A 22785-nucleotide genomic window follows, 5' to 3' on the forward strand; every position below is an offset into this window, starting at 1 on the left:
ATACAAAATGAGTAGCGTAGATATTCTTGTTCCCGACCTGCCTGAATCCGTAGCAGATGCGACCGTCGCTACCTGGCACAAAAAACCAGGCGATGCCGTTAAGCGCGATGAAGTGCTGGTAGAAATCGAAACTGACAAAGTGGTACTGGAAGTACCGGCTTCGGCGGATGGCGTTCTGGACGCGGTGCTGGAAGATGAAGGTACTACCGTAACCTCTCGTCAGATCCTGGGTCGCCTGCGTGAAGGCAACAGCGCGGGCAAAGAGTCCAGCGCGAAATCTGAAGAGAAAGCCTCTACGCCGGCTCAGCGCCAGCAGGCTTCGCTGGAAGAACAGTCTAACGACGCCCTCAGCCCGGCGATCCGTCGCCTGCTGGCTGAGCACAGCCTTGACCCGGCAGCCATCAAAGGCACCGGTGTGGGCGGTCGTCTGACCCGTGAAGACATCGACAAGCACCTGGCGAAAGCGCCTGCTCAGGCAGAAGCGAAAGCCCCTGCGGCAGCACCAGCAGCACAGCCTGCACTGGGCGCCCGCAGCGAAAAACGCGTGCCGATGACTCGCCTGCGCAAGCGCGTGGCCGAACGTCTGCTGGAAGCGAAAAACTCCACCGCGATGCTGACCACCTTCAACGAAGTGAACATGAAGCCAATCATGGACCTGCGCAAGCAGTACGGTGACGCGTTTGAAAAACGTCACGGTATCCGTCTGGGCTTTATGTCCTTCTACGTAAAAGCGGTAGTTGAAGCGCTGAAACGCTACCCGGAAGTGAACGCGTCTATTGACGGTGATGACGTGGTTTACCACAACTATTTCGACGTCAGCATGGCGGTTTCTACTCCACGCGGCCTGGTAACGCCGGTTCTGCGTGATGTGGATACCCTGGGTATGGCTGATATCGAGAAAAACATTAAAGAGCTGGCTGTTAAAGGCCGCGACGGCAAGCTGACCGTAGACGACCTGACCGGCGGTAACTTCACCATTACCAACGGCGGCGTATTCGGCTCGCTGATGTCTACCCCGATCATTAACCCGCCGCAGAGCGCGATCCTGGGTATGCATGCCATTAAAGATCGCCCTATGGCGGTAGACGGTAAAGTTGAGATCCTGCCAATGATGTACCTGGCGCTCTCTTACGATCACCGCCTGATCGACGGCCGCGAGTCCGTGGGCTTCCTGGTCGCGATTAAAGAGCTGCTGGAAGATCCAACCCGTCTGCTGCTGGACGTCTAGTTTTGCAGTCTTGCCCGGCGGCGTATGGCTGCCGGGCCAATAAAAGCACGACCTAACGATTACCTGAAGGATGGATAGAACACATGAACTTACATGAATATCAGGCCAAACAGCTGTTTGCCCGGTATGGCTTACCGGCTCCGGTGGGTTATGCCTGTACTACCCCGCGTGAAGCAGAAGAAGCCGCATCTAAAATCGGTTCCGGCCCTTGGGTAGTTAAGTGTCAGGTTCACGCTGGTGGCCGTGGTAAAGCGGGCGGTGTGAAGGTTGTTAAGAGCAAAGAAGAGATTCGTGCGTTTGCTGAACATTGGCTCGGCAAGCGTCTGGTAACCTACCAGACAGATGCGAACGGCCAGCCGGTTAACCAGATCCTGGTTGAAGCGGCGACCGACATCGCGAAAGAACTGTACCTGGGCGCGGTTGTTGACCGTAGCTCCCGTCGCGTGGTGTTCATGGCGTCTACCGAAGGCGGCGTGGAAATCGAAAAAGTGGCGGAAGAAACCCCGCATCTGATCCACAAAGTGGCAATCGATCCGCTGGCGGGCCCGATGCCTTACCAGGGGCGCGAGCTGGCGTTCAAACTGGGACTGGAAGGCAAGCTGGTTCAGCAGTTCACTAAGATCTTCATGGGTCTGGCGAACATCTTCCTTGAGCGCGACCTGGCGCTGATCGAGATCAACCCGCTGGTGATCACCACCCAGGGCGACCTGATCTGCCTCGACGGCAAGCTGGGCGCTGACGGCAACGCGCTGTTCCGCCAGTCCGATCTGCGCGAAATGCGCGATCAGTCTCAGGAAGACCCGCGTGAAGCGCAGGCTGCACAGTGGGAGCTGAACTACGTGGCGCTGGACGGCAACATCGGCTGTATGGTTAACGGTGCGGGCCTGGCAATGGGCACCATGGACATCGTTAAGCTGCACGGCGGTGAGCCAGCAAACTTCCTCGACGTAGGCGGTGGCGCAACCAAAGAGCGCGTAACCGAAGCGTTCAAAATCATCCTCTCTGACGACAACGTGAAGGCCGTTCTGGTTAACATCTTCGGCGGCATCGTCCGTTGCGACCTGATCGCCGACGGTATCATCGGTGCGGTAGAAGAAGTGGGTGTTAACGTTCCGGTTGTTGTGCGTCTGGAAGGTAACAACGCTGAACTCGGCGCGAAAAAACTGGCTGACAGCGGCCTGAATATTATTGCAGCGAAAAGTCTGACGGATGCAGCTCAGCAGGTTGTTGCCGCAGTGGAGGGAAAATAATGTCAGTTTTAATTAATAAAGATACCAAGGTTATCTGCCAGGGCTTCACCGGTAGCCAGGGGACTTTCCACTCCGAACAGGCGATTGCCTACGGCACACAGATGGTTGGCGGCGTAACGCCAGGTAAAGGCGGCACCACGCACCTGGGCCTGCAGGTGTTCAACACCGTGCGTGAAGCCGTAGAAGCGACGGGCGCAACCGCGACCGTGATCTACGTTCCGGCTCCGTTCTGCAAAGACTCCATTCTGGAAGCGATCGACGCAGGCATCAAACTGATCATCACTATTACTGAAGGCATCCCGACCCTGGATATGCTGACCGTGAAGGTGAAGCTGGATGAAGCAGGCGTGCGCATGATCGGCCCGAACTGCCCTGGCGTTATCACCCCGGGCGAGTGCAAAATCGGCATCATGCCGGGCCACATTCACAAGCCGGGTAAAGTGGGCATCGTGTCCCGTTCCGGTACGCTGACCTATGAAGCCGTTAAGCAGACCACCGACTACGGCTTCGGCCAGTCCACCTGCGTGGGCATCGGCGGTGACCCGATCCCGGGCTCTAACTTCATCGACATCCTGAAGCTGTTCCAGGAAGATCCACAGACCGAAGCGATCGTAATGATCGGTGAGATCGGCGGTAGCGCGGAAGAAGAAGCCGCTGCTTACATCAAAGAGCACGTGACCAAGCCAGTTGTCGGTTACATCGCGGGTGTGACTGCGCCGAAAGGCAAGCGTATGGGTCACGCAGGCGCGATCATCGCCGGTGGTAAAGGTACGGCTGATGAGAAATTCGCAGCGCTGGAAGCCGCAGGCGTGAAAACCGTTCGCAGCCTGGCGGATATCGGCGAAGCACTGAAATCCATCATTAAGTAAGTCCTCTCTGCTCCCCGAAAGGGGGGCGTTGAAGTATAAAAATGTCCGTTTCGACATGGTTGGCCGCTGTAAAGCGGCCTTTTTTATTGCCTGCCGAGCGTCATGCAATAGTCACTGAATGGTGTTAATTAGAGAGGGGGATAAAAGTAAAATAATTGTTATTTATTTACCTTAAAGAGAGCGGATGGAAAAAAACGAAAAACGCACTAAAATTTATGTCCTGAATAAATTAGGCATTCGGGCTTCTGAGTTAATAAAAATCACTTCTGTTTATATTCATCAATCGACTTGATAACCTTAATTGTATTTTATATACATATCTTTAACATGGTTTTTACTATGTTCACCGCATCAAAACACATTTAACACAACGGATTGTTTTTGATTTAAATCAATGTTTAATCCTTGGAAAAACCCATCAAAAGGCGGTAAATTGTCCCCGATCAAAATGGCCGAAAAGTGGTAATTTTGCTATAAATTGATCGCCGTCGAAAAACGTAAATGTGATTCAATAAAAACCTGTTTATTGTAAGGGTTTTGCAGCGTATTATATTTGCGGGATCAATTTGAGTTTTTTATTAACGTATTTGTAACCTCACGTCATCGTTTTTATCCTCCTTCAGGGTAATAACGACGACAAGGATGCGAATAATTTGTATTGGGGCATGCGTGTGGATCTCTCTCTGACGGGGTTCACTCTCGGAGTCTTCATGCGATGAGCAAGGAGTCATGATGTTAGATATAGTCGAACTGTCGCGCTTACAGTTTGCCTTGACCGCGATGTACCACTTCCTGTTTGTGCCACTGACGCTCGGTATGGCGTTCCTGCTGGCCATTATGGAAACGGTATACGTTCTCTCCGGCAAACAGATTTATAAAGATATGACCAAGTTCTGGGGCAAGTTGTTTGGTATCAACTTCGCGCTGGGCGTGGCAACCGGTTTGACCATGGAGTTCCAGTTCGGGACTAACTGGTCTTACTATTCCCACTATGTCGGGGATATCTTCGGTGCGCCGCTGGCCATTGAAGGTCTGATGGCATTCTTCCTCGAATCCACCTTTGTAGGTCTGTTCTTCTTCGGTTGGGACCGTCTGGGTAAAGTCCAGCATATGGCGGTGACCTGGCTGGTGGCATTAGGTTCGAACCTGTCCGCGCTGTGGATTCTGGTGGCGAACGGCTGGATGCAGAACCCTATCGCGTCTGATTTCAACTTCGAAACCATGCGTATGGAGATGGTCAGCTTTGCCGAGCTGGTCCTGAACCCGGTTGCGCAGGTTAAATTCGTTCACACCGTTGCTTCTGGCTACGTGTGCGGCGCGATGTTTATCCTGGGTATCAGCTCTTACTACATGCTGCGCGGTCGTGACTTCGCGTTTGCTAAGCGCTCCTTTGCTATCGCTGCAAGCTTCGGTATGGCTGCAATCCTCTCTGTTATCGTTCTGGGTGATGAATCCGGTTACGAAATGGGTGACGTGCAGAAAACCAAACTGGCCGCCATCGAAGCCGAATGGGAAACCCAACCGGCGCCTGCTGCCTTTACGCTGTTCGGTATTCCCGATCAGGACGCGCAGGAAAACCGCTTCGCTATTCAGATCCCTTACGCGCTGGGTATCATCGCCACCCGTTCTGTTGATAAGCAGGTGACCGGTCTGAAAGAGCTGATGGTTCAGCACGAAGAGCGTATCCGTAACGGTATGAAAGCCTACTCGCTGCTGGAACAGCTGCGTGCCGGTTCTACCGACCAGGCCGTTCGCGACCAGTTCAACGACGTGAAGAAAGATCTGGGTTACGGTCTGCTCCTGAAACGCTATACCCCGAACGTTTCTGATGCGACAGAAGCACAGATCCAGATGGCCACCAAAGACTCGATTCCACGCGTTGCGCCTCTGTACTTCGCATTCCGTATCATGGTGGGCTGCGGCATCATCATGCTGCTGATCATTGCGGCGTCCTTCTGGTCCGTGATTCGCAACCGCATCGGCGAGAAAAAATGGCTGCTGCGCACTGCGCTGTACGGTATTCCACTGCCGTGGATCGCTATCGAATCCGGCTGGTTTGTTGCGGAGTATGGCCGTCAGCCATGGGCGATTGGTGAGGTACTGCCAACGGCGGTAGCGAACTCTTCCCTGACAGCGGGCGACCTGATCTTCTCCATGCTGCTGATTTGTGGTCTGTACACCCTGTTCCTGGTGGCTGAACTGTTCCTGATGTTCAAGTTCGCGCGCCTTGGCCCAAGCAGCCTGAAAACCGGTCGCTATCACTACGAGCAGTCCACTGCGACTACTCAGCCGGCACGCTAAGACAGGAGTCATCAAATGATCGATTATGAAGTATTGCGTTTTATCTGGTGGCTGTTGATCGGCGTTCTGCTGATCGGTTTTGCCGTCACGGATGGTTTCGACATGGGGGTGGGGATGCTCACCCGTTTCCTCGGTCGTAATGACACCGAGCGTCGAATCATGATCAACTCCATCGCCCCTCACTGGGACGGTAACCAGGTGTGGCTGATCACCGCAGGCGGCGCGCTGTTCGCTGCCTGGCCGATGGTCTACGCGGCTGCGTTCTCCGGCTTCTACGTGGCGATGATTCTGGTGCTGGCCTCTTTATTCTTCCGTCCGGTCGGTTTCGACTACCGTTCCAAGATTGAAGACACCCGTTGGCGCAACATGTGGGACTGGGGCATCTTCATCGGTAGCTTCGTTCCACCGCTGGTGATCGGCGTGGCGTTCGGTAACCTGCTGCAGGGCGTACCGTTCCACCTGGACGAATACATGCGTCTTTACTACACCGGTAACTTCTTCCAGCTGCTGAATCCGTTTGGTCTGCTGGCCGGCGTGGTGAGCGTGGCGATGATCATCACTCAGGGCGCAACCTATCTGCAGATGCGTACGGTTGGTGAACTGCACCTGCGTTCTCGCGCGACGGCTCAGGTCGCTGCGCTGGTCACACTGGTTTGCTTTGCACTGGCCGGCGTATGGGTGGTGTACGGCATCGATGGCTACGTGGTGACGTCTGCAATCAACCATACTGCGCCGTCTAATCCGCTGACCAAAGAAGTGGCGCGTCAGGCAGGTGCATGGCTGGTGAACTTTAACAATACCCCTGCGCTGTGGGCTATCCCGGCTCTGGGCGTATTGCTGCCGCTGCTGACCGTGTTGACGTCTCGTCTGGAGAAAGGCGCTCTGGCGTTCGTGTTCTCATCACTGACCCTTGCGTGCATCATCCTGACATCGGGTATCGCGATGTTCCCATTCGTCATGCCATCCAGCACCATGCTGAATGCTAGCCTGACCATGTGGGACGCAACGTCCAGTCATATGACGCTGAACCTGATGACGTATGTTGCTTGCGTGTTCGTTCCGATTGTTCTGGCCTACACCATCTGGTGTTACTGGAAAATGTTCGGTCGCATCACTAAAGAACATATCGAAAGCAACACCCACTCTATGTACTAAGTAAGGAGCTGAATATGTGGTATTTCGCATGGATTTTAGGGACGCTTCTTGCCTGTGCATTTGGTGTCATCACTGCCCTGGCGCTTGAGCACGTCGAAGCGACCAAAGCGGGTGAAGAAAAACACTGATGAATATTATCGCGACGCTTTACGCGGTAATGGATAAGCGCCCGTTACGGGCGCTTTCTCTAGTGATGGCATTACTGCTGGCAGGTTGTATCTTCTGGGACCCTTCGCGCTTTGCAGCGAAAACCAGCGAGCTTGAAATCTGGCACGGCTTCCTCATTATGTGGGCGGTGTGTGCAGGTGTGATCCACGGCGTGGGCTTTCGTCCGAAAGCCGTTCACTGGCAGGGAATTTTTTGCCCGCTGATTGCCGATCTGGTGCTTCTCGCCGGTTTGATTTTCTTCTTCTTCTGAATAAGAAATGTCCGTTAACGTTATGGGCTTACCCGAGCCCATAAAAATTTACTCTCCGTTTACTTTCTCCCATTCCCAACCCTCTTTCCCGCGCGTATAGTAGCGAAGTTTAAAAGCATTAACTTTTGTTGCATTACCGGGATGTAAAGTGAATACAACGCTGTTTCGATGGCCGGTTCGTGTCTATTACGAAGATACCGATGCCGGTGGTGTGGTTTACCACGCCAGCTACGTTGCTTTTTATGAACGGGCACGCACAGAGATGCTGCGCCATCATCACTTTAGTCAACAGGTGCTGTTGGCTGAGCGAGTTGCCTTCGTGGTACGCAAGATGACGCTTGAGTATTTTGCGCCTGCCAGACTCGACGATATGCTCGAAGTCCAAACTGAAATTACATCAATGCGCGGGACCTCACTGGTTTTCACGCAGCGGATAGTCAACGCAGAGAATACCGTACTGAACTCAGCTGAAGTACTGATTGTTTGTGTTGATCCAACCATAATGAAGCCTCGTGCGCTTCCTAAGTCTATTGTCGCGGAGTTTAAGCAGTGACTGACATGAATATCCTTGATTTGTTCCTGAAGGCAAGCCTTCTGGTTAAACTTATCATGTTGATTTTGATTGGTTTTTCAATCGCATCCTGGGCCATCATCATCCAGAGAACGCGTATCCTCAATGCCGCTGGCCGTGAAGCTGAAGCGTTTGAAGATAAGTTCTGGTCGGGTATTGAGCTTTCTCGTCTGTATCAGGAAAGCCAGGGGCGCCGTGAAAACCTTACAGGCTCCGAGCAGATTTTTTATAGCGGTTTCAAAGAGTTTGCCCGTCTGCATCGAGCAAACAATCATGCGCCGGAAGCGGTTGTAGAAGGTGCCTCGCGTGCGATGCGCATTTCTATGAACCGCGAGCTGGAAAATCTCGAAACCCATATTCCATTCCTCGGCACTGTCGGTTCCATCAGCCCGTATATCGGCCTGTTTGGTACCGTGTGGGGGATTATGCACGCCTTTATCGCGCTGGGCGCGGTGAAGCAGGCGACGTTGCAGATGGTTGCACCGGGTATCGCTGAAGCACTGATTGCGACCGCTATCGGTCTGTTTGCGGCAATTCCTGCGGTTATGGCTTACAACCGTCTGAACCAGCGCGTGAACAAACTGGAACTGAACTACGACAACTTTATGGAAGAGTTCACTGCGATTCTGCACCGTCAGGCGTTTACCAGCACCGAGAGCAACAAGGGGTAAACCATGGCCAGATCGCGTGGACGAGGTCGTCGCGAGCTCAAGTCCGAAATCAATATCGTTCCACTGCTGGACGTCCTGCTGGTACTGCTGCTGATCTTCATGGCGACAGCGCCAATCATTACCCAGAGCGTGGAAGTGGATCTGCCGGATGCGACAGAATCACAGGCGGTGAGCACCAATGACGATCCTCCGGTAATCATTGAGGTTTCCGGCGTAGGGCAATACAGCGTCGTGGTCGAGAAAGATCGTATGGATCAGCTGCCGCCTGAGCAGGTGATTGCTGAAGCGCAGCGTCGCCTGGAGTCAAATCCGAAAACGGTCTTCTTAATCGGTGGCGCGAAAGACGTACCCTACGATGAAATTATTAAAGCGCTGAACTTGCTACATAGTGCGGGTGTTAAGTCAGTTGGCTTAATGACCCAACCTATTTGATCATCCGCGTAGTTTTTGGGAACCGATAGTGTCAAAGGCAACCGAACAGAACGACAAGCTTAAGCGAGCGATAATCGTCTCCGCAGTGCTGCACGTGATTCTCTTTGCAGCGCTGATCTGGAGTTCGTTCGACGAGCATATTGATGCATCAGCCGGCGGCGGTGGAGGGTCTTCCATTGACGCCGTGATGGTGGATCCCGGTGCGGTAGTACAGAACTATAATCGCGAACAACAGCAGAAGGCGAGTGCTAAACGGGCTGAAGAGCAGCGTGAAAAACAGTCGCAACAGCAGGCGGAAGAACTGCGTGAAAAGCAGGCCGCAGAGCAGGAGCGTCTGAAGCAGCTTGAGAAAGAGCGTTTGCAGGCGCAGGAAGCTGCGAAAGAGCAGGCGGAACAGCAGAAGCAAGCCGAAGAGGCCGCGAAGAAAGCACAGGAACAGCAAAAGCAGGCGGAAGAGGCGGCAGCAAAAGCCGCAGCGGACGCGAAAGCACAGGCTGATGCCCAGGCAAAATTAGCGGCAGAAGCGGCGAAGAAAGCCGCTGCTGATGCTCAGAAGAAAGCTGAAGCGGAAGCCGCGAAGAAAGCCGCTGCCGATGCTCAGAAGAAAGCTGAAGCGGAAGCCGCGAAGAAAGCCGCTGCTGATGCTCAGAAGAAAGCCGAAGCGGAAGCCGCGAAAAAAGCCGCTCAGGAAGCAGAGAAGAAAGCTGCTGCCGAGGCCGCGAAGAAAGCGGCTGCTGCTGAGAAAGCGGCTGCAGAAAAAGCTGCCGCTGCTGAAAAAGCCGCTGCCGATAAAAAAGCTGCAGCTGAGAAGGCTGCCGCCGATAAGAAAGCTGCAGCTGAGAAGGCCGCTGCCGATAAGAAAGCTGCTGCTGATAAAGCGGCTGCCAAAAAGGCCGCTGCCGCTGAAAAAGCAGCTGCTGCCGCAGGGGTTGACGATCTGCTGGGCGATTTGAGCTCAGGTAAGAATGCACCGAAAACGGGCGGTGGGGCGAAAGGAAACAACGCAGCGCCGACGGGAAGTGGTAACACTAAGAGTAACGGTGCGACAGGGGCTGAAATCAACGGTTATGCCGCGCAGATTAAATCCGCTATTGAAAGCCGATTCTATGATGCGTCTTCCTATACCGGTAAAACGTGTACGTTGCGTATAAAACTGGCTCCGGACGGCATGCTGCTGGATATTAAGTCTGAAGGTGGCGACCCGGCTTTATGTACTGCGGCCCTTGCTGCAGCGCGTCAGGCGAAGATGCCTAAACCGCCGTCTCAGGCAGTTTATGAAGTCTTCAAAAATGCGCCGCTGGACTTCAAACCTTAAGTTACATTTTCCCCGTGCAAACGGGGAAAAATAGACCAGGTTTAGTCACAGGGTTCTGGTAGTTTTGTCTATTTGAGTTTGTTAACATTCTGCTAAATTATCGTGGGTAAGGTTACCCGGATAAGGGAGATATGATGAAGCAGGCATTACGTGTAGCATTTAGTTTTTTAATGCTGTGGGCAGCAGTACTGCACGCAGAAGTACGTATCGAGATCACCCAGGGGGTGGACTCGGCACGCCCAATCGGTGTTGTTCCGTTCCAGTGGGCCGGTCCTGGCGCTGCACCTGAAGATGCCGGCGGCATCGTGGCGGCTGACCTGCGTAACAGCGGTAAATTCAATCCGTTAGATCGTTCTCGTCTGCCTCAGCAGCCGGGTAGCGCGCAGGAAGTACAGCCTGCAGCATGGTCTGCACTGGGTATTGATGCCGTGGTTGTGGGTCAGGTTACGCCTAACCCGGACGGCTCTTACAACGTGGCCTGGCAGCTGGTGGATACCGGCGGTGCACCGGGTACCGTTCTGGCACAGAACTCTTACAAGGTCACTAAGCAGTACCTGCGCTACGCGGCACACGCTGCCAGCGATGCGGTATTTGAAAAACTGACCGGCATTAAAGGGGCGTTCCGTACCCGTATTGCTTATGTGGTACAGACCAACGGTGGTCAGTTCCCGTATGAGCTGCGTGTATCTGACTACGACGGCTACAACCAGTTCCTGGTGAAACGTTCTTCTCAGCCGCTGATGTCTCCAGCCTGGTCTCCAGACGGTTCTAAACTGGCCTATGTAACCTTCGAAAGCGGTCGTTCAGCGCTGGTTATCCAGACGCTGGCAAACGGTGCTGTTCGTCAGGTGGCCTCTTTCCCACGTCACAACGGTGCGCCTTCCTTCTCTCCGGACGGGTCTAAACTGGCGTTTGCGCTGTCAAAAACCGGTAGCCTGAACCTGTACGTGATGGACATTGGCTCTGGCCAGATTCGTCAGGTGACCGACGGTCGCAGCAACAACACCGAACCTTCGTGGTTCCCGGACAGTCAAAACCTGGCGTTTACCTCTGACCAGGCTGGCCGTCCACAAATCTACAAAGTCAACATCAACGGCGGTGCTCCGCAGCGTATTACCTGGGAAGGTTCTCAGAACCAGAACTCAGACGTGAGCAGCGACGGTAAATTTATGGTAATGGTGAGCTCCAACGGTGGGCAGCAGCACATTGCCAAACAGGATCTGGTAGCGGGTGGCGTTCAAGTTCTGTCGTCAACGTTCCTGGATGAAACGCCGAGTCTGGCACCTAACGGCACGATGGTAATCTACAGCTCTTCTCAGGGGATGGGATCTGTGCTGAATCTGGTTTCTACAGATGGGCGTTTCAAAGCGCGTATTCCGGCAACTGATGGACAGGTAAAATCACCTGCCTGGTCGCCGTATCTGTAAATAATAATTAATTGATTACTAAAGGAATCATAGAAATGCAACTGAACAAAGTGCTGAAGGGGCTGATGATCGCTCTGCCTGTAATGGCAATCGCAGCGTGTTCTTCTAACAAGAACGCCAGCAATGACCAGAGCGGCGAAGGCATGATGGGTGCCGGCACCGGTATGGACGCGAACGGCAATGGCAACATGTCTTCTGAAGAGCAAGCGCGTCTTCAGATGCAGCAGCTGCAGCAGAACAACATCGTTTACTTCGATCTGGATAAATACGACATCCGTTCTGACTTCGCTGCGATGCTGGATGCTCACGCTAACTTCCTGCGTAGCAACCCATCTTACAAAGTCACCGTAGAAGGTCACGCGGACGAACGTGGTACTCCAGAGTACAACATCTCCCTGGGTGAACGTCGTGCTAACGCTGTTAAAATGTACCTGCAGGGTAAAGGCGTTTCTGCTGACCAGATCTCCATCGTTTCTTACGGTAAAGAAAAACCTGCAGTACTGGGTCACGACGAAGCGGCTTACTCCAAAAACCGTCGTGCCGTACTGGTTTACTAAGAGAATTGCATGAGCAGCAACTTCAGACATCATCTGTTGAGTCTGTCGTTACTGGTTGGAATAGCGGCCCCCTGGGCCGCTTTTGCTCAGGCACCAATCAGTAGTGTCGGCTCAGGCTCGGTAGAAGACCGGGTCACTCAACTCGAGCGTATTTCTAACGCTCACAGCCAGCTTTTAACCCAACTCCAGCAACAACTTTCTGATAACCAAAACGATATTGACTCTCTCCGCGGCCAGATTCAGGAAAGCCAGTATCAGTTGAACCAGGTTGTGGAACGTCAGAAGCAGATTTTGCTGCAGATAGATAGCCTGAGCAGCGGTGGTGCAGCAGCACAAGCACAGCCAGCCGCGGGCGATCAGACCGGTGCGGCGACATCAGCTCCGGCTGCGGATGCTTCTGCTGCAACAGGTGCGCCTGTACAGAGCGGTGACGCGAATACGGACTACAACGCGGCCATTGCCCTGGTGCAGGATCAATCTCGTCAGGATGACGCGCTTGCTGCGTTTCAGAACTTTGTTAAGAAATACCCTGATTCCACTTATCAGCCAAATGCGAATTACTGGCTTGGTCAGCTGAATTACAACAAGGGTAAAAAGGACGATGCGGCGTTTTATTTTGCCTCAGTGGTGAAAAATTACCCGAAATCGCCAAAAGCGCCTGATGCGATGTACAAAGTAGGCGTCATCATGCAGGACAAAGGCGACACTGCGAAAGCCAAAGCGGTTTACCAGCAGGTAGTCTCCAAATTCCCAGGTACCGAAGGTGCCAAGCAGGCGCAAAAACGTCTGAATTCGATGGGATGATTATCGCATGACCAGAAATCGCGTTATTTCTGGTCGTGCAGCATGATTCGTAAGCAGTTAAGTGATCTTCATCGAAATTTTTGTTGCGCTGAATTCTTAAATCAGTAATATATGCCGCCGTTGCCACGGGATATCAAACAACGTGAAAACAGCGTAAAAGTGGGTCGTTAGCTCAGTTGGTAGAGCAGTTGACTTTTAATCAATTGGTCGCAGGTTCGAATCCTGCACGACCCACCACTAAGTCAGGTGGAAGTAGTAGTAAAACGTGAAGGATAACGTTGCGTCAGCAACGGCCCGTAGGGCGAGGCGAAGCCGAGTCATCCTGCACGACCCACCACTTAACGCACACCAGCAGTACAGAGTGGGTGATTAGCTCAGTTGGTAGAGCATCTCCTTTACACGGAGGGGGTCGGCGGTTCGAGCCCGTCATCACCCACCACTCGGGTCGTTAGCTCAGTTGGTAGAGCAGTTGACTTTTAATCAATTGGTCGCAGGTTCGAATCCTGCACGACCCACCAATTTTATTGGTTCCGAGTGATAATTCAGGCAACACCCAAAAGGGTCGTTAGCTCAGTTGGTAGAGCAGTTGACTTTTAATCAATTGGTCGCAGGTTCGAATCCTGCACGACCCACCAGCCTGAATAAATTAGAAGTACATCCCGCAAGGGGTCGTTAGCTCAGTTGGTAGAGCAGTTGACTTTTAATCAATTGGTCGCAGGTTCGAATCCTGCACGACCCACCAGTGTAGAAAGGCGCCCTAAAGGCGCCTTTTTGCTATCTGCCGTCTGTGCAGGTCGGGCAAGGCGAAGCCGCCGGCCGACAAATGCTATCCGCACCTATTTCCGGTGACTTTTCCTCTCATATTCGCTATCTTGTTTAGTATACGAAACACAATTGCCACGCGTTTTGCTATGTCATGCAAAAGAAAGGCAATATTGTTAAGCCCGTAAAACGAGAAGCCATAATGAGTGTGATGTTTGATCCTGAAGCCGCAATCTATCCGTTTCCGCCAAAGCCTGTCCCGCTGAGCCAGGACGAAAAGCAATTCTACCATGAGAAGATCAAACGTCTTCTCAAAGAACGAGATGCGGTGATGGTGGCCCATTATTACACCGACCCGGAAATTCAGCAGCTGGCGGAAGAGACCGGGGGCTGTATTTCTGACTCACTGGAGATGGCACGCTTTGGTGCAAAACATCCTGCTTCCACGCTGCTGGTTGCTGGAGTGCGTTTTATGGGCGAAACGGCAAAGATCCTGAGCCCTGAAAAAACCATTCTGATGCCGACGCTTAATGCAGAGTGTTCTCTGGATCTCGGCTGCCCGATTGACGAATTCACGGCCTTCTGTGACGCCCATCCTGACCGGACCGTGGTGGTTTACGCCAACACCTCTGCGGCGGTAAAAGCGCGGGCAGACTGGGTTGTAACCTCCAGCATCGCCGTTGAGCTGATTGAACATCTGGATAGCCTGGGCGAGAAAATTATCTGGGCGCCTGACCGCCATCTTGGAAATTATGTCCAGAAGCAGACGGGAGCTGACGTTCTCTGCTGGCAGGGTGCCTGCATTGTGCACGACGAATTCAAAACCCAGGCGCTGGCGCGCATGAAGGCACTTTATCCTGACGCCGCGATCCTCGTTCACCCTGAATCACCGCAGTCGATAGTCGACATGGCGGATGCCGTGGGCTCAACCAGCCAGCTTATCAACGCGGCCAGAACGCTGCCTAACAGGCAGCTCATCGTGGCAACCGATCGCGGTATCTTCTACAAGATGCAGCAGGCCGTGCCGGAGAAAGAGCTCCTTGAAGCGCCAACGGCAGGCGAGGGCGCAACGTGCCGCAGCTGTGCGCATTGCCCGTGGATGGCGATGAACGGCCTGAAGGCCATTGCCGAAGGGCTCGAGACGGGCGGTGCAGCACATGAAATCCATGTGGATGCTGCCCTGCGTGAAGGTGCGTTAATTCCGCTTAACCGCATGCTGGATTTTGCGGCTACACTACGTACTTAATTCAAAACGCCCCGGGGAAAAGATGGATTTTTTTAGCACGCAGAACATTCTGGTTCATATACCGATTGGTGCAGGTGGCTATGACCTGTCATGGATTGAGGCCGTCGGCACGCTGGCGGGGTTACTCTGTATCTGGCTGGCAAGCCTGGAGAAGATCAGCAACTACGCGTTCGGGCTGATTAACGTTACGCTGTTTGCGATTATCTTCTTCCAGATCCAGCTGTACGCCAGCCTGCTTTTGCAGCTGTTCTTCTTCGCCGCCAATATCTACGGCTGGTACGCGTGGTCGCGTCAGAACAGCCAGCAGGAGGCAGAGCTGCAGATCCGCTGGCTGCCCTTGCCGAAAGCCATCGCCTGGTTTGTCGCCTGTCTGGTCGCCATTGGTTTAATGACCGTCTATATCAACCCGGTGTTTGCGTTCCTGACCCGCGTTGCCGTTTCGGTCATGTCCGGTTTCGGCCTGAACGTGACGATGCCTGTCCTCCAGCCGGATGCTTTCCCGTTCTGGGATTCCTGCATGATGGTGCTGTCGATTGCGGCGATGATCCTGATGACCCGTAAATACGTTGAGAACTGGCTGCTGTGGGTCATCATCAATGTGATCAGCGTGGCGATCTTCGCCCTGCAGGGCGTCTATGCGATGTCGCTGGAATATCTGCTGCTGACCTTCATTGCGCTGAACGGCAGCCGGATGTGGATTAAGAGCGCGCGTGAGCGAGGTTCTCACGCGCTTTCCAGCTAGTGGTGATGCTGATGTGAATGTCCGGACTGCGCCTCGTTAAGGTGGCAGTCCGGCCCGTTACAGGGCTGATACTCCATCTGGATGGTGACGTGGCCAATTTCGTAGTGATGTTCAAGAAAATGCTGGATGCGTTCAAGCAGCGCATCGTGGTCGTGAGGCGGGATCACCTGGACGTGCAGCGTCATGACCGGTTTTTCCCCCACCAGCCAGACGTGCACGTGATGAACATTGCGGACTTCCGGGACTGAACGGCGCAGGTTGCGCTTCAGCTCGTCAATATCCATCGATGCCGGTGCCCCTTCAAGCAGTTCATTCACGCTCTCCTTCAGCAGCCGCCAGGCGCTGCGCAAGACCAGACACGACACCAGCACGGACAGAATCGGATCGACAGGCGTCCAGCCGGTGTAGAGGATCACCAGCGCGGCGACAATCGCCCCGACTGAGCCGAGCAAATCACCCAGAACATGCAGAGCCGCAGCGCGTACGTTGAGGTTCTTTTCCCCGCTGCCGCGGTGCAAAATCCAGAAGGCCAGGATATTTGCCAGCAGCCCCGCCACGGCAATCACCATCATTGTCGCCCCGGCGATCGGCTGCGGGTGCCGGAAACGCTGTACGGCCTCCCAGACGATAAGAACGGTAATGACCACCAGCGCAATGGCGTTAACAAACGCGGCCAGGGTTGTCAGCCTCAGCCAGCCGAAGGTATGGCGCGCATTGGGAGGACGACGCGCAAACTGCACCGCCAGCAGGGCGAAGAGCAGCGCTGCGGCATCGGTCAGCATGTGCCCGGCATCAGCCAGTAGCGCCAGAGAGCCGGAGATCAGGCCGCCAATGACCTCGATAACCATAAACGTTGCCGTGACGCCAAAGGCCAGCATCAGTCGTTTAGCGTTGTCGTTGCCGGGAGTGTGTGAGTGGGAATGGGAGTGCGCCATGTCTGCTTTCCTGATGTGTTATTGTTTTTAGTGTAGCGTTTTTAATAGGTTACTCCAAAAAGAAAGGAGAGCCAGAGCTCTCCTTTTTCTTTCCGAGCACCCCCGTTACTGGGTGGTGCCATCGGTTTTAGTATTCGCGTCGTTTCCTACTTTGTCATTAGGGTCAGGGCATTTGCCGTCCTTGCACATTGAGTTCTTATGAACCTCGTCCGAACTCATATTGTCATGATTCATGGTGCCGGAACCGCTGCCGTTGGGATGCAGCATGGTGCCGCCGGTGTTGGTATTACCGGTATTGATCTGGTTGTTGTCGACATTATTCGGGGCGATATTCTGTTTCGCATCAGGTGCGGGCTGGCCTGCTGCCGCAGCGGCATTCGCATCACCGTTGCTGTCTGATGTGCCCGTTTCCGCGGCCAGGACGCTGCCGCTGGCCAGAGTGAGTGTGGCGGTCAGGAAGAGGGTTGCCAGTTTTGTCATTTTCATCATGGTGCTCCTGTTCTTGTCGTTACGCTGGATAACATTCTCCAACAGTGCATCTTTTTCTGAGGCGAAAGATTCCGCCTTACGGACTTACGTCAGTAGGGAATCGCGTTTAAACGTATAAAATTGGTTGTTACAGTTAAAAAGCTTAGGTTAGATCTCATATTTCGCTATTTTGTGGCGATTTTTAGGCGAATTCCAGGAATTATCTGCGTGAAGTGTAAAACCGTGTTTACACTTCCTGGTCGACAAGATAGATTGAAAGGATTGCTTTCATTACTAAAGATATGGCAGAGCTGGAAAGAAAATGAATTATCAGAACGACGATTTACGCATTAAAGAGATCAATGAGTTATTACCTCCTGTAGCGCTCCTTGAGAAATTCCCCGCCACTGAAAATGCCGCAAATACGGTTTCTCATGCTCGTAAAGCGATCCATAAGATCCTGAAAGGTAATGACGATCGTCTTCTGGTGGTGATTGGCCCGTGCTCCATTCACGATCCTGCAGCTGCGAAAGAGTACGCTGCCCGTCTGCTCACCCTCCGTGAAGAGCTAAAAGACGAGCTTGAAATAGTGATGCGCGTCTATTTTGAAAAACCGCGCACCACCGTGGGCTGGAAAGGGCTGATTAACGATCCGCATATGGATAACAGCTTCCAGATCAACGACGGTCTGCGCATTGCGCGCAAGCTGCTGCTGGAGATCAACGACAGCGGCCTGCCAGCGGCCGGTGAATTCCTCGACATGATTACGCCGCAATACCTGGCAGACCTGATGAGCTGGGGCGCAATTGGTGCCCGCACAACCGAATCTCAGGTGCACCGCGAGCTGGCGTCCGGTCTCTCTTGCCCGGTGGGTTTCAAAAACGGCACTGACGGCACCATTAAGGTGGCTATCGACGCCATCAACGCAGCGGGTGCGCCGCACTGCTTCCTGTCCGTAACCAAATGGGGCCATTCCGCCATCGTTAACACCAGCGGGAACGGTGATTGCCATATCATTCTGCGCGGCGGCAAAGAGCCAAACTACAGTGCGAAACACGTGGCAGAAGTGAAGGTCGGGCTGGAAAAAGCCGGGCTGCCACCGCAGGTGATGATCGATTTCAGCCATGCCAACTCCAGCAAGCAGTTTAAAAAGCAGATGGAAGTTGGGGCAGACGTCTGCCAGCAGATTGCCGGCGGTGAGAAGGCGGTGATTGGGGTGATGATCGAAAGCCATCTGGTTGAAGGGAACCAGAACCTGGAAGGCAGCGAACCGCTGGTGTATGGCAAAAGCGTCACCGATGCCTGCATTGGCTGGGACGATACCGATACCATCCTGCGTCAGCTGGCGAATGCGGTAAAAGCGCGTCGCGGCTAAAATATCTGGCACAAATAAAAAAGCGCGGAAGGCTCCGCGCTTTTTTTATGCCTTGCGAAAATTACTTCGCTTTACCCTGGTTCGCTACAGCCGCTGCTTTCGCCGCGATCTCTTCTGCGTTACCCAGATAGTAGTGTTTGATTGGCTTGAAGTTTTCGTCGAACTCATACACCAGCGGTACGCCAGTTGGGATGTTCAGTTCGAGGATTTCGTCTTCACCCATGTTGTCCAGGTACTTCACCAGCGCACGCAGGGAGTTACCGTGAGCCGCGATGATCACGCGCTCGCCGCTTTTCAGGCGTGGCAGAATGGTTTCGTTCCAGTAAGGCACAACGCGGTCGATGGTCAGCGCCAGGCTTTCGGTGGTTGGCAGCTCAGCGTCGGTCAGCTTCGCGTAACGCGGGTCGTGGCCCGGGTAGCGCTCGTCATCTTTGGTCAGCTCTGGTGGGGTGATTGCGAAGCCGCGACGCCACTGTTTAACCTGCTCGTCGCCATATTTCTCAGCGGTTTCCGCTTTGTTCAGACCCTGCAGCGCACCGTAGTGACGTTCGTTCAGTTTCCAGGACTTCTCAACCGGCAGCCAGGCCTGATCCAGTTCGTCCAGCACGTTCCACAGGGTGTGGATGGCACGTTTCAGCACAGAGGTGTAAGCAAAATCAAAGCTGAAGCCTTCTTCCTTCAGCAGTTTACCTGCTGCTTTTGCTTCGCTTACGCCTTTCTCAGACAGATCAACGTCGTACCAACCGGTAAAGCGGTTTTCGTTGTTCCACTGGCTTTCGCCGTGACGCACCAGGACCAGCTTAGTTATAGCCATCTCTTACTCCTCAAGCATTTTTAGAATGATAACAATTCTCATTATATTGCCGTGGCCGTGCCACCAGCAACGCTTAACCCTAACCATAGCGAAAATAGTCTCTGAGTGTAAGATGCTTGTGAATCCAGGGTTATGATTTTGTCTGCGATCGGCGCTATTTTCAGCAAGGCGCGCAGAAAAAAGCCCTCCTGAGGGAGGGCTGGATATTAATGCGGAATAAAATGATATTCCGTCACGCTCACGTACTCTTCACCTGGGCGCAGCACGCAGTCCGGCTGTGGCCATTCCGGATGGTTCGGGCTGTCCGGCAGGAACTCGCTCTCCAGCGCCAGGCCTTGCCAGTCGCTGTACTCATCGTGTTCGCGCGCCGTCGTGCCGCCGAGGTAGTTGCCTGAGTAAAACTGCAGGGCAGGGGCGGTGGTATAAACCGTCATCTGCAGTTTCTCATCCGCAGACCAGACCTGCGCGGCAGGCTGTTTCACATCGCCTTTGGCCTGCAGCAGGATAGCGTGATCGTAGCCTTTCACCTTGCGCTGATCGTCATCACTCATGAAATCCTGGGCGATGGTCTTAGCGCTGCGGAAGTCAAAGCTGGTGCCGCTCACGTCTTTGAGGCCCTGATGCGGAATGCCCATCTCGTCAACCGGCAGATACGCATCCGCCAGGATCTGCAGCTTGTGGTTGCGAACGTCGCACTGGCTACCGTCCAGGTTGAAATATGCGTGATTGGTCAGGTTGACCGGACACGGCTTATCGACCGTCGCACGGTATTCGATGGCGATACGGTTGTCGTCGGTCAGCGTAAAGCGCGCGGACGCGACAAGGTTCCCCGGGAAGCCCTGATCGCCATCAGGCGAATCCAGCGAGAACAGCACTTCGCCATCGTTTTGACGGACAATCTTCCAGCGGTGTTTATCGAATCCGTCCGGACCGCCGTGCAGCTGGTTCTCACCCTGGCTTGGAAGCAGGGTGTACTGCACGCCGTCGAGTTCAAAACGGCTCTTCGCGATGCGGTTAGCATAGCGACCAACGGACGCGCCCAGATAGGCGGACTGATTGATGTACTGCTCAGGCGAGGCGCAGCCGAGCAGAGTCTCGCGCACGCTGCCGTCCGGCATCGGTACGCGGGCAGAAAGAAGGGTTGCCCCCCAGTCCATCACCGTAACGACCATCCCCGCGCTGTTGCGCAGGGTTAACAGGCGATACGGCAGACCATCCGGTGCAAGGGTAGGTGTTTCGTTTAGCACTGTCCGGCTCCTTGTGATGCTTTACAAACATAGAAGGTTTCTTTGATGCCCGTTTTTGCTTCGTACTGCTTCGCCACGGCATCCTGTACGGCAGGGACCAGCTCTTCTGGCACCAGCGCAACGATGCAGCCGCCAAAACCGCCGCCCGTCATGCGCACGCCGCCTTTGTCGCCGATGGTGGCCTTAACGATGTCCACCAGGGTGTCGATCTGCGGAACGGTGATTTCAAAATCATCGCGCATGGAGGCGTGAGATTCCGCCATCAGCTCACCCATGCGTTTCAGGTCACCTTTCGCCAGCGCGGACGCGGCTTCAACGGTACGGGCATTTTCCGTCAGCACGTGACGAACGCGTTTGGCGACAACCGGATCCAGCTCGTGCGCCACTTTGTTAAATTCATTGAGCGTTACGTCGCGCAGGGCAGGCTGCTGGAAGAAGCGGGCGCCGGTTTCGCACTGCTGGCGGCGGGTGTTGTATTCGCTGCCCACCAGCGTGCGCTTAAAGTTGCTGTTGACGATCACCACAGCCGCGCCTTTTGGCAGGGGAACGGCTTTGGTTCCCAGCGAGCGGCAGTCAATTAACAGGGCATGCTCTTTTTTGCCCAGCGCGGAGATCAGCTGGTCCATAATGCCGCAGTTACAGCCCACGAACTGGTTTTCTGCTTCCTGACCGTTCAGGGCGATTTGTGCGCCGTCCAGCGGCAGATGATAAAGCTGCTGGAACACGGTACCTACGGCGACTTCCAGAGACGCAGAGGAGCTTAAGCCCGCACCCTGCGGCACGTTGCCGCTGATAACTAAATCCGCACCGCCAAAGTTCTTGTTGCGCTTCTGAAGGTGTTTCACCACGCCGCGCACGTAGTTAGACCACTGCTGGCTGTCGTGTGTCACAATGGGGGCATCGAGGGAAAACTCGTCCGTCTCATTACCGTAATCCGCCGCAATCACGCGTACTTTACGGTCGTCGCGCTTCGCGCAGCTGATGACGGTCTGGTAATCGATGGCGCACGGCAGCACGAAACCGTCGTTATAGTCGGTGTGTTCACCGATCAGGTTAACGCGGCCTGGCGCCTGGATAACGTGGGTGGCAGGGTAGCCAAATTTCTCAGCAAACAGGGATTGGGTTTTATCTTTCAGACTCATTTTTTTTAGACTCCTGATTCGCGATAGTGGACGTCGCTAACGGCTCGCAGACGTTCTGCCGCCTGTTCCGCCGTCAGGTCACGCTGGGTTTCCGCCAGCATTTCATAGCCCACCATAAATTTACGTACCGTCGCAGAGCGCAGCAGCGGCGGATAGAAATGGGCGTGCAGCTGCCAGTGTTGATTCTCTTCGCCGTTAAACGGGGCGCCGTGCCAGCCCATGGAGTACGGGAAGGAGCACTGGAACAGGTTGTCGTAACGGCTGGTGAGCTTTTTCAGCGCCAGGGCAAGGTCGTCGCGCTGCGCGTCGCTAAGATCGGTGATGCGCTGCACGTGCGCTTTCGGCAGCAGCAGCGTTTCAAACGGCCAGGCGGCCCAGTAAGGGACGACGGCCAGCCAGTGTTCAGTTTCCACCACGGTGCGGCTGCCGTCGGCCAGCTCGCGCTGGGTGTAATCCACCAGCATCGGCGAACCGTTTTCCGCGTAATACGTTTTCTGCAGACGGTCTTCACGCTCGGCTTCGTTAGGCAGGAAGCTGTTCGCCCAGACCTGGCCGTGCGGGTGCGGGTTTGAACAGCCCATCGCCGCGCCTTTGTTTTCGAACACCTGCACCCACGGATAGCGCTGCCCAAGCTCTGCGGTTTGCGCCTGCCAGGTGCTGACGACCTCTTTCAGCGCGTCCACGCTCAGCTCCGGCAGCGTTTTGCTGTGATCGGGCGAAAAGCAGATCACGCGGCTGGTTCCGCGCGCGCTTTCGCAGCGCATCAGCGGATCGTGGCTTTCCGGCGCGTCCGGCGTGTCGGTCATCAGGGCGGCAAAATCGTTGGTGAAGACGAAGGTGCCTTTGTAGTCAGGGTTTTTGTCTCCGGTGACGCGCGTGTTGCCCGGACAGAGGAAGCAGTCCGGGTCGTGCTGTGGCAGCGTCTGTTTTGCAGGCGTCTCCTGCGCCCCCTGCCAGGGGCGCTTGGCGCGATGCGGAGAAACCAAAATCCATTGCCCGCTTAACGGGTTAAAACGACGATGCGGATGATCGACGGGATTAAATTGCGTCATGACG

Annotated in this window: 23 protein-coding genes and 5 tRNA genes; 22 read left to right on the forward strand and 6 right to left on the reverse strand. The window is 54.3% G+C overall.

Annotated features, from left to right (window positions below; all coding sequences use genetic code 11):
* The first annotated feature begins 7 nt into the window (after nucleotides 1-7).
* The 21 genes from odhB to pnuC all read left to right on the forward strand — a co-directional run bounded on the left by odhB (nucleotide 8) and on the right by pnuC (nucleotide 15748).
* Nucleotides 8-1228, forward strand: coding sequence for a 2-oxoglutarate dehydrogenase complex dihydrolipoyllysine-residue succinyltransferase (gene odhB / locus ACJ69_RS02150; protein ID WP_008501093.1), 1221 nt, complete (start codon nucleotides 8-10; stop codon nucleotides 1226-1228).
* Between the two features lie 83 nt (nucleotides 1229-1311).
* Nucleotides 1312-2478 (forward strand): ADP-forming succinate--CoA ligase subunit beta, encoded by a 1167-nt coding sequence (sucC, locus tag ACJ69_RS02155; protein WP_023310791.1) that lies wholly within the window; start codon nucleotides 1312-1314, stop codon nucleotides 2476-2478.
* Entirely contained in the window at nucleotides 2478-3347 is an 870-nt protein-coding gene (gene sucD, locus ACJ69_RS02160) for a succinate--CoA ligase subunit alpha (protein WP_048962393.1), read from the forward strand. Before sucC ends, sucD begins: the two co-directional genes overlap by 1 nt.
* Nucleotides 3348-4079: 732 nt before the next feature.
* Entirely contained in the window at nucleotides 4080-5648 is a 1569-nt protein-coding gene (gene cydA / locus ACJ69_RS02165; RefSeq protein WP_029741599.1) for a cytochrome ubiquinol oxidase subunit I, read from the forward strand.
* A 15-nt stretch (nucleotides 5649-5663) separates the two neighbouring features.
* A complete protein-coding gene (gene cydB / locus ACJ69_RS02170) occupies nucleotides 5664-6803 on the forward strand; it encodes a cytochrome d ubiquinol oxidase subunit II (protein ID WP_023334940.1) in 1140 nt (379 codons plus the stop codon).
* Nucleotides 6804-6817: 14 nt separating this feature from the next.
* Nucleotides 6818-6931 (forward strand): cytochrome bd-I oxidase subunit CydX, encoded by a 114-nt coding sequence (gene cydX / locus ACJ69_RS02175; RefSeq protein WP_003858598.1) that lies wholly within the window; start codon nucleotides 6818-6820, stop codon nucleotides 6929-6931.
* Nucleotides 6931-7221: a cyd operon protein YbgE gene (gene ybgE / locus ACJ69_RS02180; RefSeq protein ID WP_010428735.1), complete on the forward strand. Its 291-nt coding sequence runs from the start codon at nucleotides 6931-6933 to the stop codon at nucleotides 7219-7221. Before cydX ends, ybgE begins: the two co-directional genes overlap by 1 nt.
* 148 nt (nucleotides 7222-7369) lie before the next feature.
* Entirely contained in the window at nucleotides 7370-7774 is a 405-nt protein-coding gene (ybgC, locus tag ACJ69_RS02185; protein ID WP_003858593.1) for a tol-pal system-associated acyl-CoA thioesterase, read from the forward strand.
* Nucleotides 7771-8463, forward strand: coding sequence for a Tol-Pal system protein TolQ (gene tolQ / locus ACJ69_RS02190; RefSeq protein WP_008501101.1), 693 nt, complete (start codon nucleotides 7771-7773; stop codon nucleotides 8461-8463). Before ybgC ends, tolQ begins: the two co-directional genes overlap by 4 nt.
* 3 nt (nucleotides 8464-8466) lie before the next feature.
* Complete coding sequence (gene tolR / locus ACJ69_RS02195; protein ID WP_003858589.1) at nucleotides 8467-8895, forward strand: colicin uptake protein TolR; 429 nt, start codon at nucleotides 8467-8469, stop codon at nucleotides 8893-8895.
* 28 nt (nucleotides 8896-8923) lie between these two features.
* Nucleotides 8924-10210 (forward strand): cell envelope integrity protein TolA, encoded by a 1287-nt coding sequence (gene tolA, locus ACJ69_RS02200; protein ID WP_029740419.1) that lies wholly within the window; start codon nucleotides 8924-8926, stop codon nucleotides 10208-10210.
* A gap of 134 nt (nucleotides 10211-10344) precedes the next feature.
* Nucleotides 10345-11637 carry a Tol-Pal system beta propeller repeat protein TolB gene (gene tolB, locus ACJ69_RS02205; RefSeq protein ID WP_008501103.1) on the forward strand — a complete coding sequence of 431 codons (1293 nt, stop codon included), beginning with the start codon at nucleotides 10345-10347 and terminating at the stop codon, nucleotides 11635-11637.
* 35 nt (nucleotides 11638-11672) lie between these two features.
* Complete coding sequence (pal, locus tag ACJ69_RS02210) at nucleotides 11673-12194, forward strand: peptidoglycan-associated lipoprotein Pal (RefSeq protein ID WP_003858578.1); 522 nt, start codon at nucleotides 11673-11675, stop codon at nucleotides 12192-12194.
* A gap of 9 nt (nucleotides 12195-12203) precedes the next feature.
* The gene (gene cpoB, locus ACJ69_RS02215; protein WP_048976319.1) at nucleotides 12204-12998 is read left to right on the forward strand and encodes a cell division protein CpoB; all 795 of its coding nucleotides are present in this window, start codon (nucleotides 12204-12206) and stop codon (nucleotides 12996-12998) included.
* Between the two features lie 161 nt (nucleotides 12999-13159).
* A tRNA-Lys gene (locus tag ACJ69_RS02220) sits at nucleotides 13160-13235 on the forward strand.
* 126 nt (nucleotides 13236-13361) lie between these two features.
* Nucleotides 13362-13437: transfer RNA gene (locus tag ACJ69_RS02230), tRNA-Val, on the forward strand.
* Between the two features lie 3 nt (nucleotides 13438-13440).
* Nucleotides 13441-13516: transfer RNA gene (locus tag ACJ69_RS02235), tRNA-Lys, on the forward strand.
* 41 nt (nucleotides 13517-13557) lie between these two features.
* Nucleotides 13558-13633, forward strand: a tRNA-Lys gene (locus ACJ69_RS02240).
* 31 nt (nucleotides 13634-13664) lie between these two features.
* Nucleotides 13665-13740: transfer RNA gene (locus tag ACJ69_RS02245), tRNA-Lys, on the forward strand.
* 222 nt (nucleotides 13741-13962) lie between these two features.
* Complete coding sequence (gene nadA, locus ACJ69_RS02250; protein WP_059346357.1) at nucleotides 13963-15006, forward strand: quinolinate synthase NadA; 1044 nt, start codon at nucleotides 13963-13965, stop codon at nucleotides 15004-15006.
* Between the two features lie 22 nt (nucleotides 15007-15028).
* Nucleotides 15029-15748, forward strand: a complete 720-nt coding sequence (gene pnuC / locus ACJ69_RS02255; RefSeq protein ID WP_059346358.1) for a nicotinamide riboside transporter PnuC — start codon at nucleotides 15029-15031, stop codon at nucleotides 15746-15748.
* Here the strand turns inward: pnuC and zitB are convergent.
* Both zitB and ACJ69_RS02265 read right to left on the reverse strand, forming a co-directional pair.
* Nucleotides 15745-16683: a CDF family zinc transporter ZitB gene (gene zitB, locus ACJ69_RS02260; protein ID WP_029739548.1), complete on the reverse strand. Its 939-nt coding sequence runs from the start codon at nucleotides 16681-16683 to the stop codon at nucleotides 15745-15747. The genes pnuC and zitB overlap by 4 nt on opposite strands.
* A 105-nt stretch (nucleotides 16684-16788) precedes the next feature.
* Nucleotides 16789-17169: a protein YbgS gene (locus tag ACJ69_RS02265; protein WP_024908789.1), complete on the reverse strand. Its 381-nt coding sequence runs from the start codon at nucleotides 17167-17169 to the stop codon at nucleotides 16789-16791.
* Nucleotides 17170-17473: 304 nt separating this feature from the next.
* Here ACJ69_RS02265 and aroG point away from each other — a divergent pair, with 304 nt between their 5' ends.
* Entirely contained in the window at nucleotides 17474-18526 is a 1053-nt protein-coding gene (gene aroG, locus ACJ69_RS02270) for a 3-deoxy-7-phosphoheptulonate synthase AroG (RefSeq protein ID WP_024908788.1), read from the forward strand.
* Nucleotides 18527-18587: 61 nt separating this feature from the next.
* Here aroG and gpmA read toward each other — a convergent pair whose 3' ends face one another.
* The 4 genes from gpmA to galT all read right to left on the reverse strand — a co-directional run bounded on the left by gpmA (nucleotide 18588) and on the right by galT (nucleotide 22781).
* Nucleotides 18588-19340 (reverse strand): 2,3-diphosphoglycerate-dependent phosphoglycerate mutase, encoded by a 753-nt coding sequence (gene gpmA, locus ACJ69_RS02275; protein ID WP_023310804.1) that lies wholly within the window; start codon nucleotides 19338-19340, stop codon nucleotides 18588-18590.
* Between the two features lie 206 nt (nucleotides 19341-19546).
* On the reverse strand, nucleotides 19547-20587 hold the full coding sequence (gene galM, locus ACJ69_RS02280; RefSeq protein WP_054830224.1) for a galactose-1-epimerase: 1041 nt from the start codon (nucleotides 20585-20587) through the stop codon (nucleotides 19547-19549).
* Nucleotides 20581-21729, reverse strand: coding sequence for a galactokinase (galK, locus tag ACJ69_RS02285; RefSeq protein WP_029739550.1), 1149 nt, complete (start codon nucleotides 21727-21729; stop codon nucleotides 20581-20583). Before galK ends, galM begins: the two co-directional genes overlap by 7 nt.
* Before the next feature lie 5 nt (nucleotides 21730-21734).
* The gene (galT, locus tag ACJ69_RS02290; protein WP_059346359.1) at nucleotides 21735-22781 is read right to left on the reverse strand and encodes a galactose-1-phosphate uridylyltransferase; all 1047 of its coding nucleotides are present in this window, start codon (nucleotides 22779-22781) and stop codon (nucleotides 21735-21737) included.
* Nucleotides 22782-22785 lie beyond the last annotated feature (4 nt).

Source organism: Enterobacter asburiae (assembly GCF_001521715.1).
Classification (GTDB): Bacteria; Pseudomonadota; Gammaproteobacteria; order Enterobacterales; family Enterobacteriaceae; genus Enterobacter; species Enterobacter asburiae.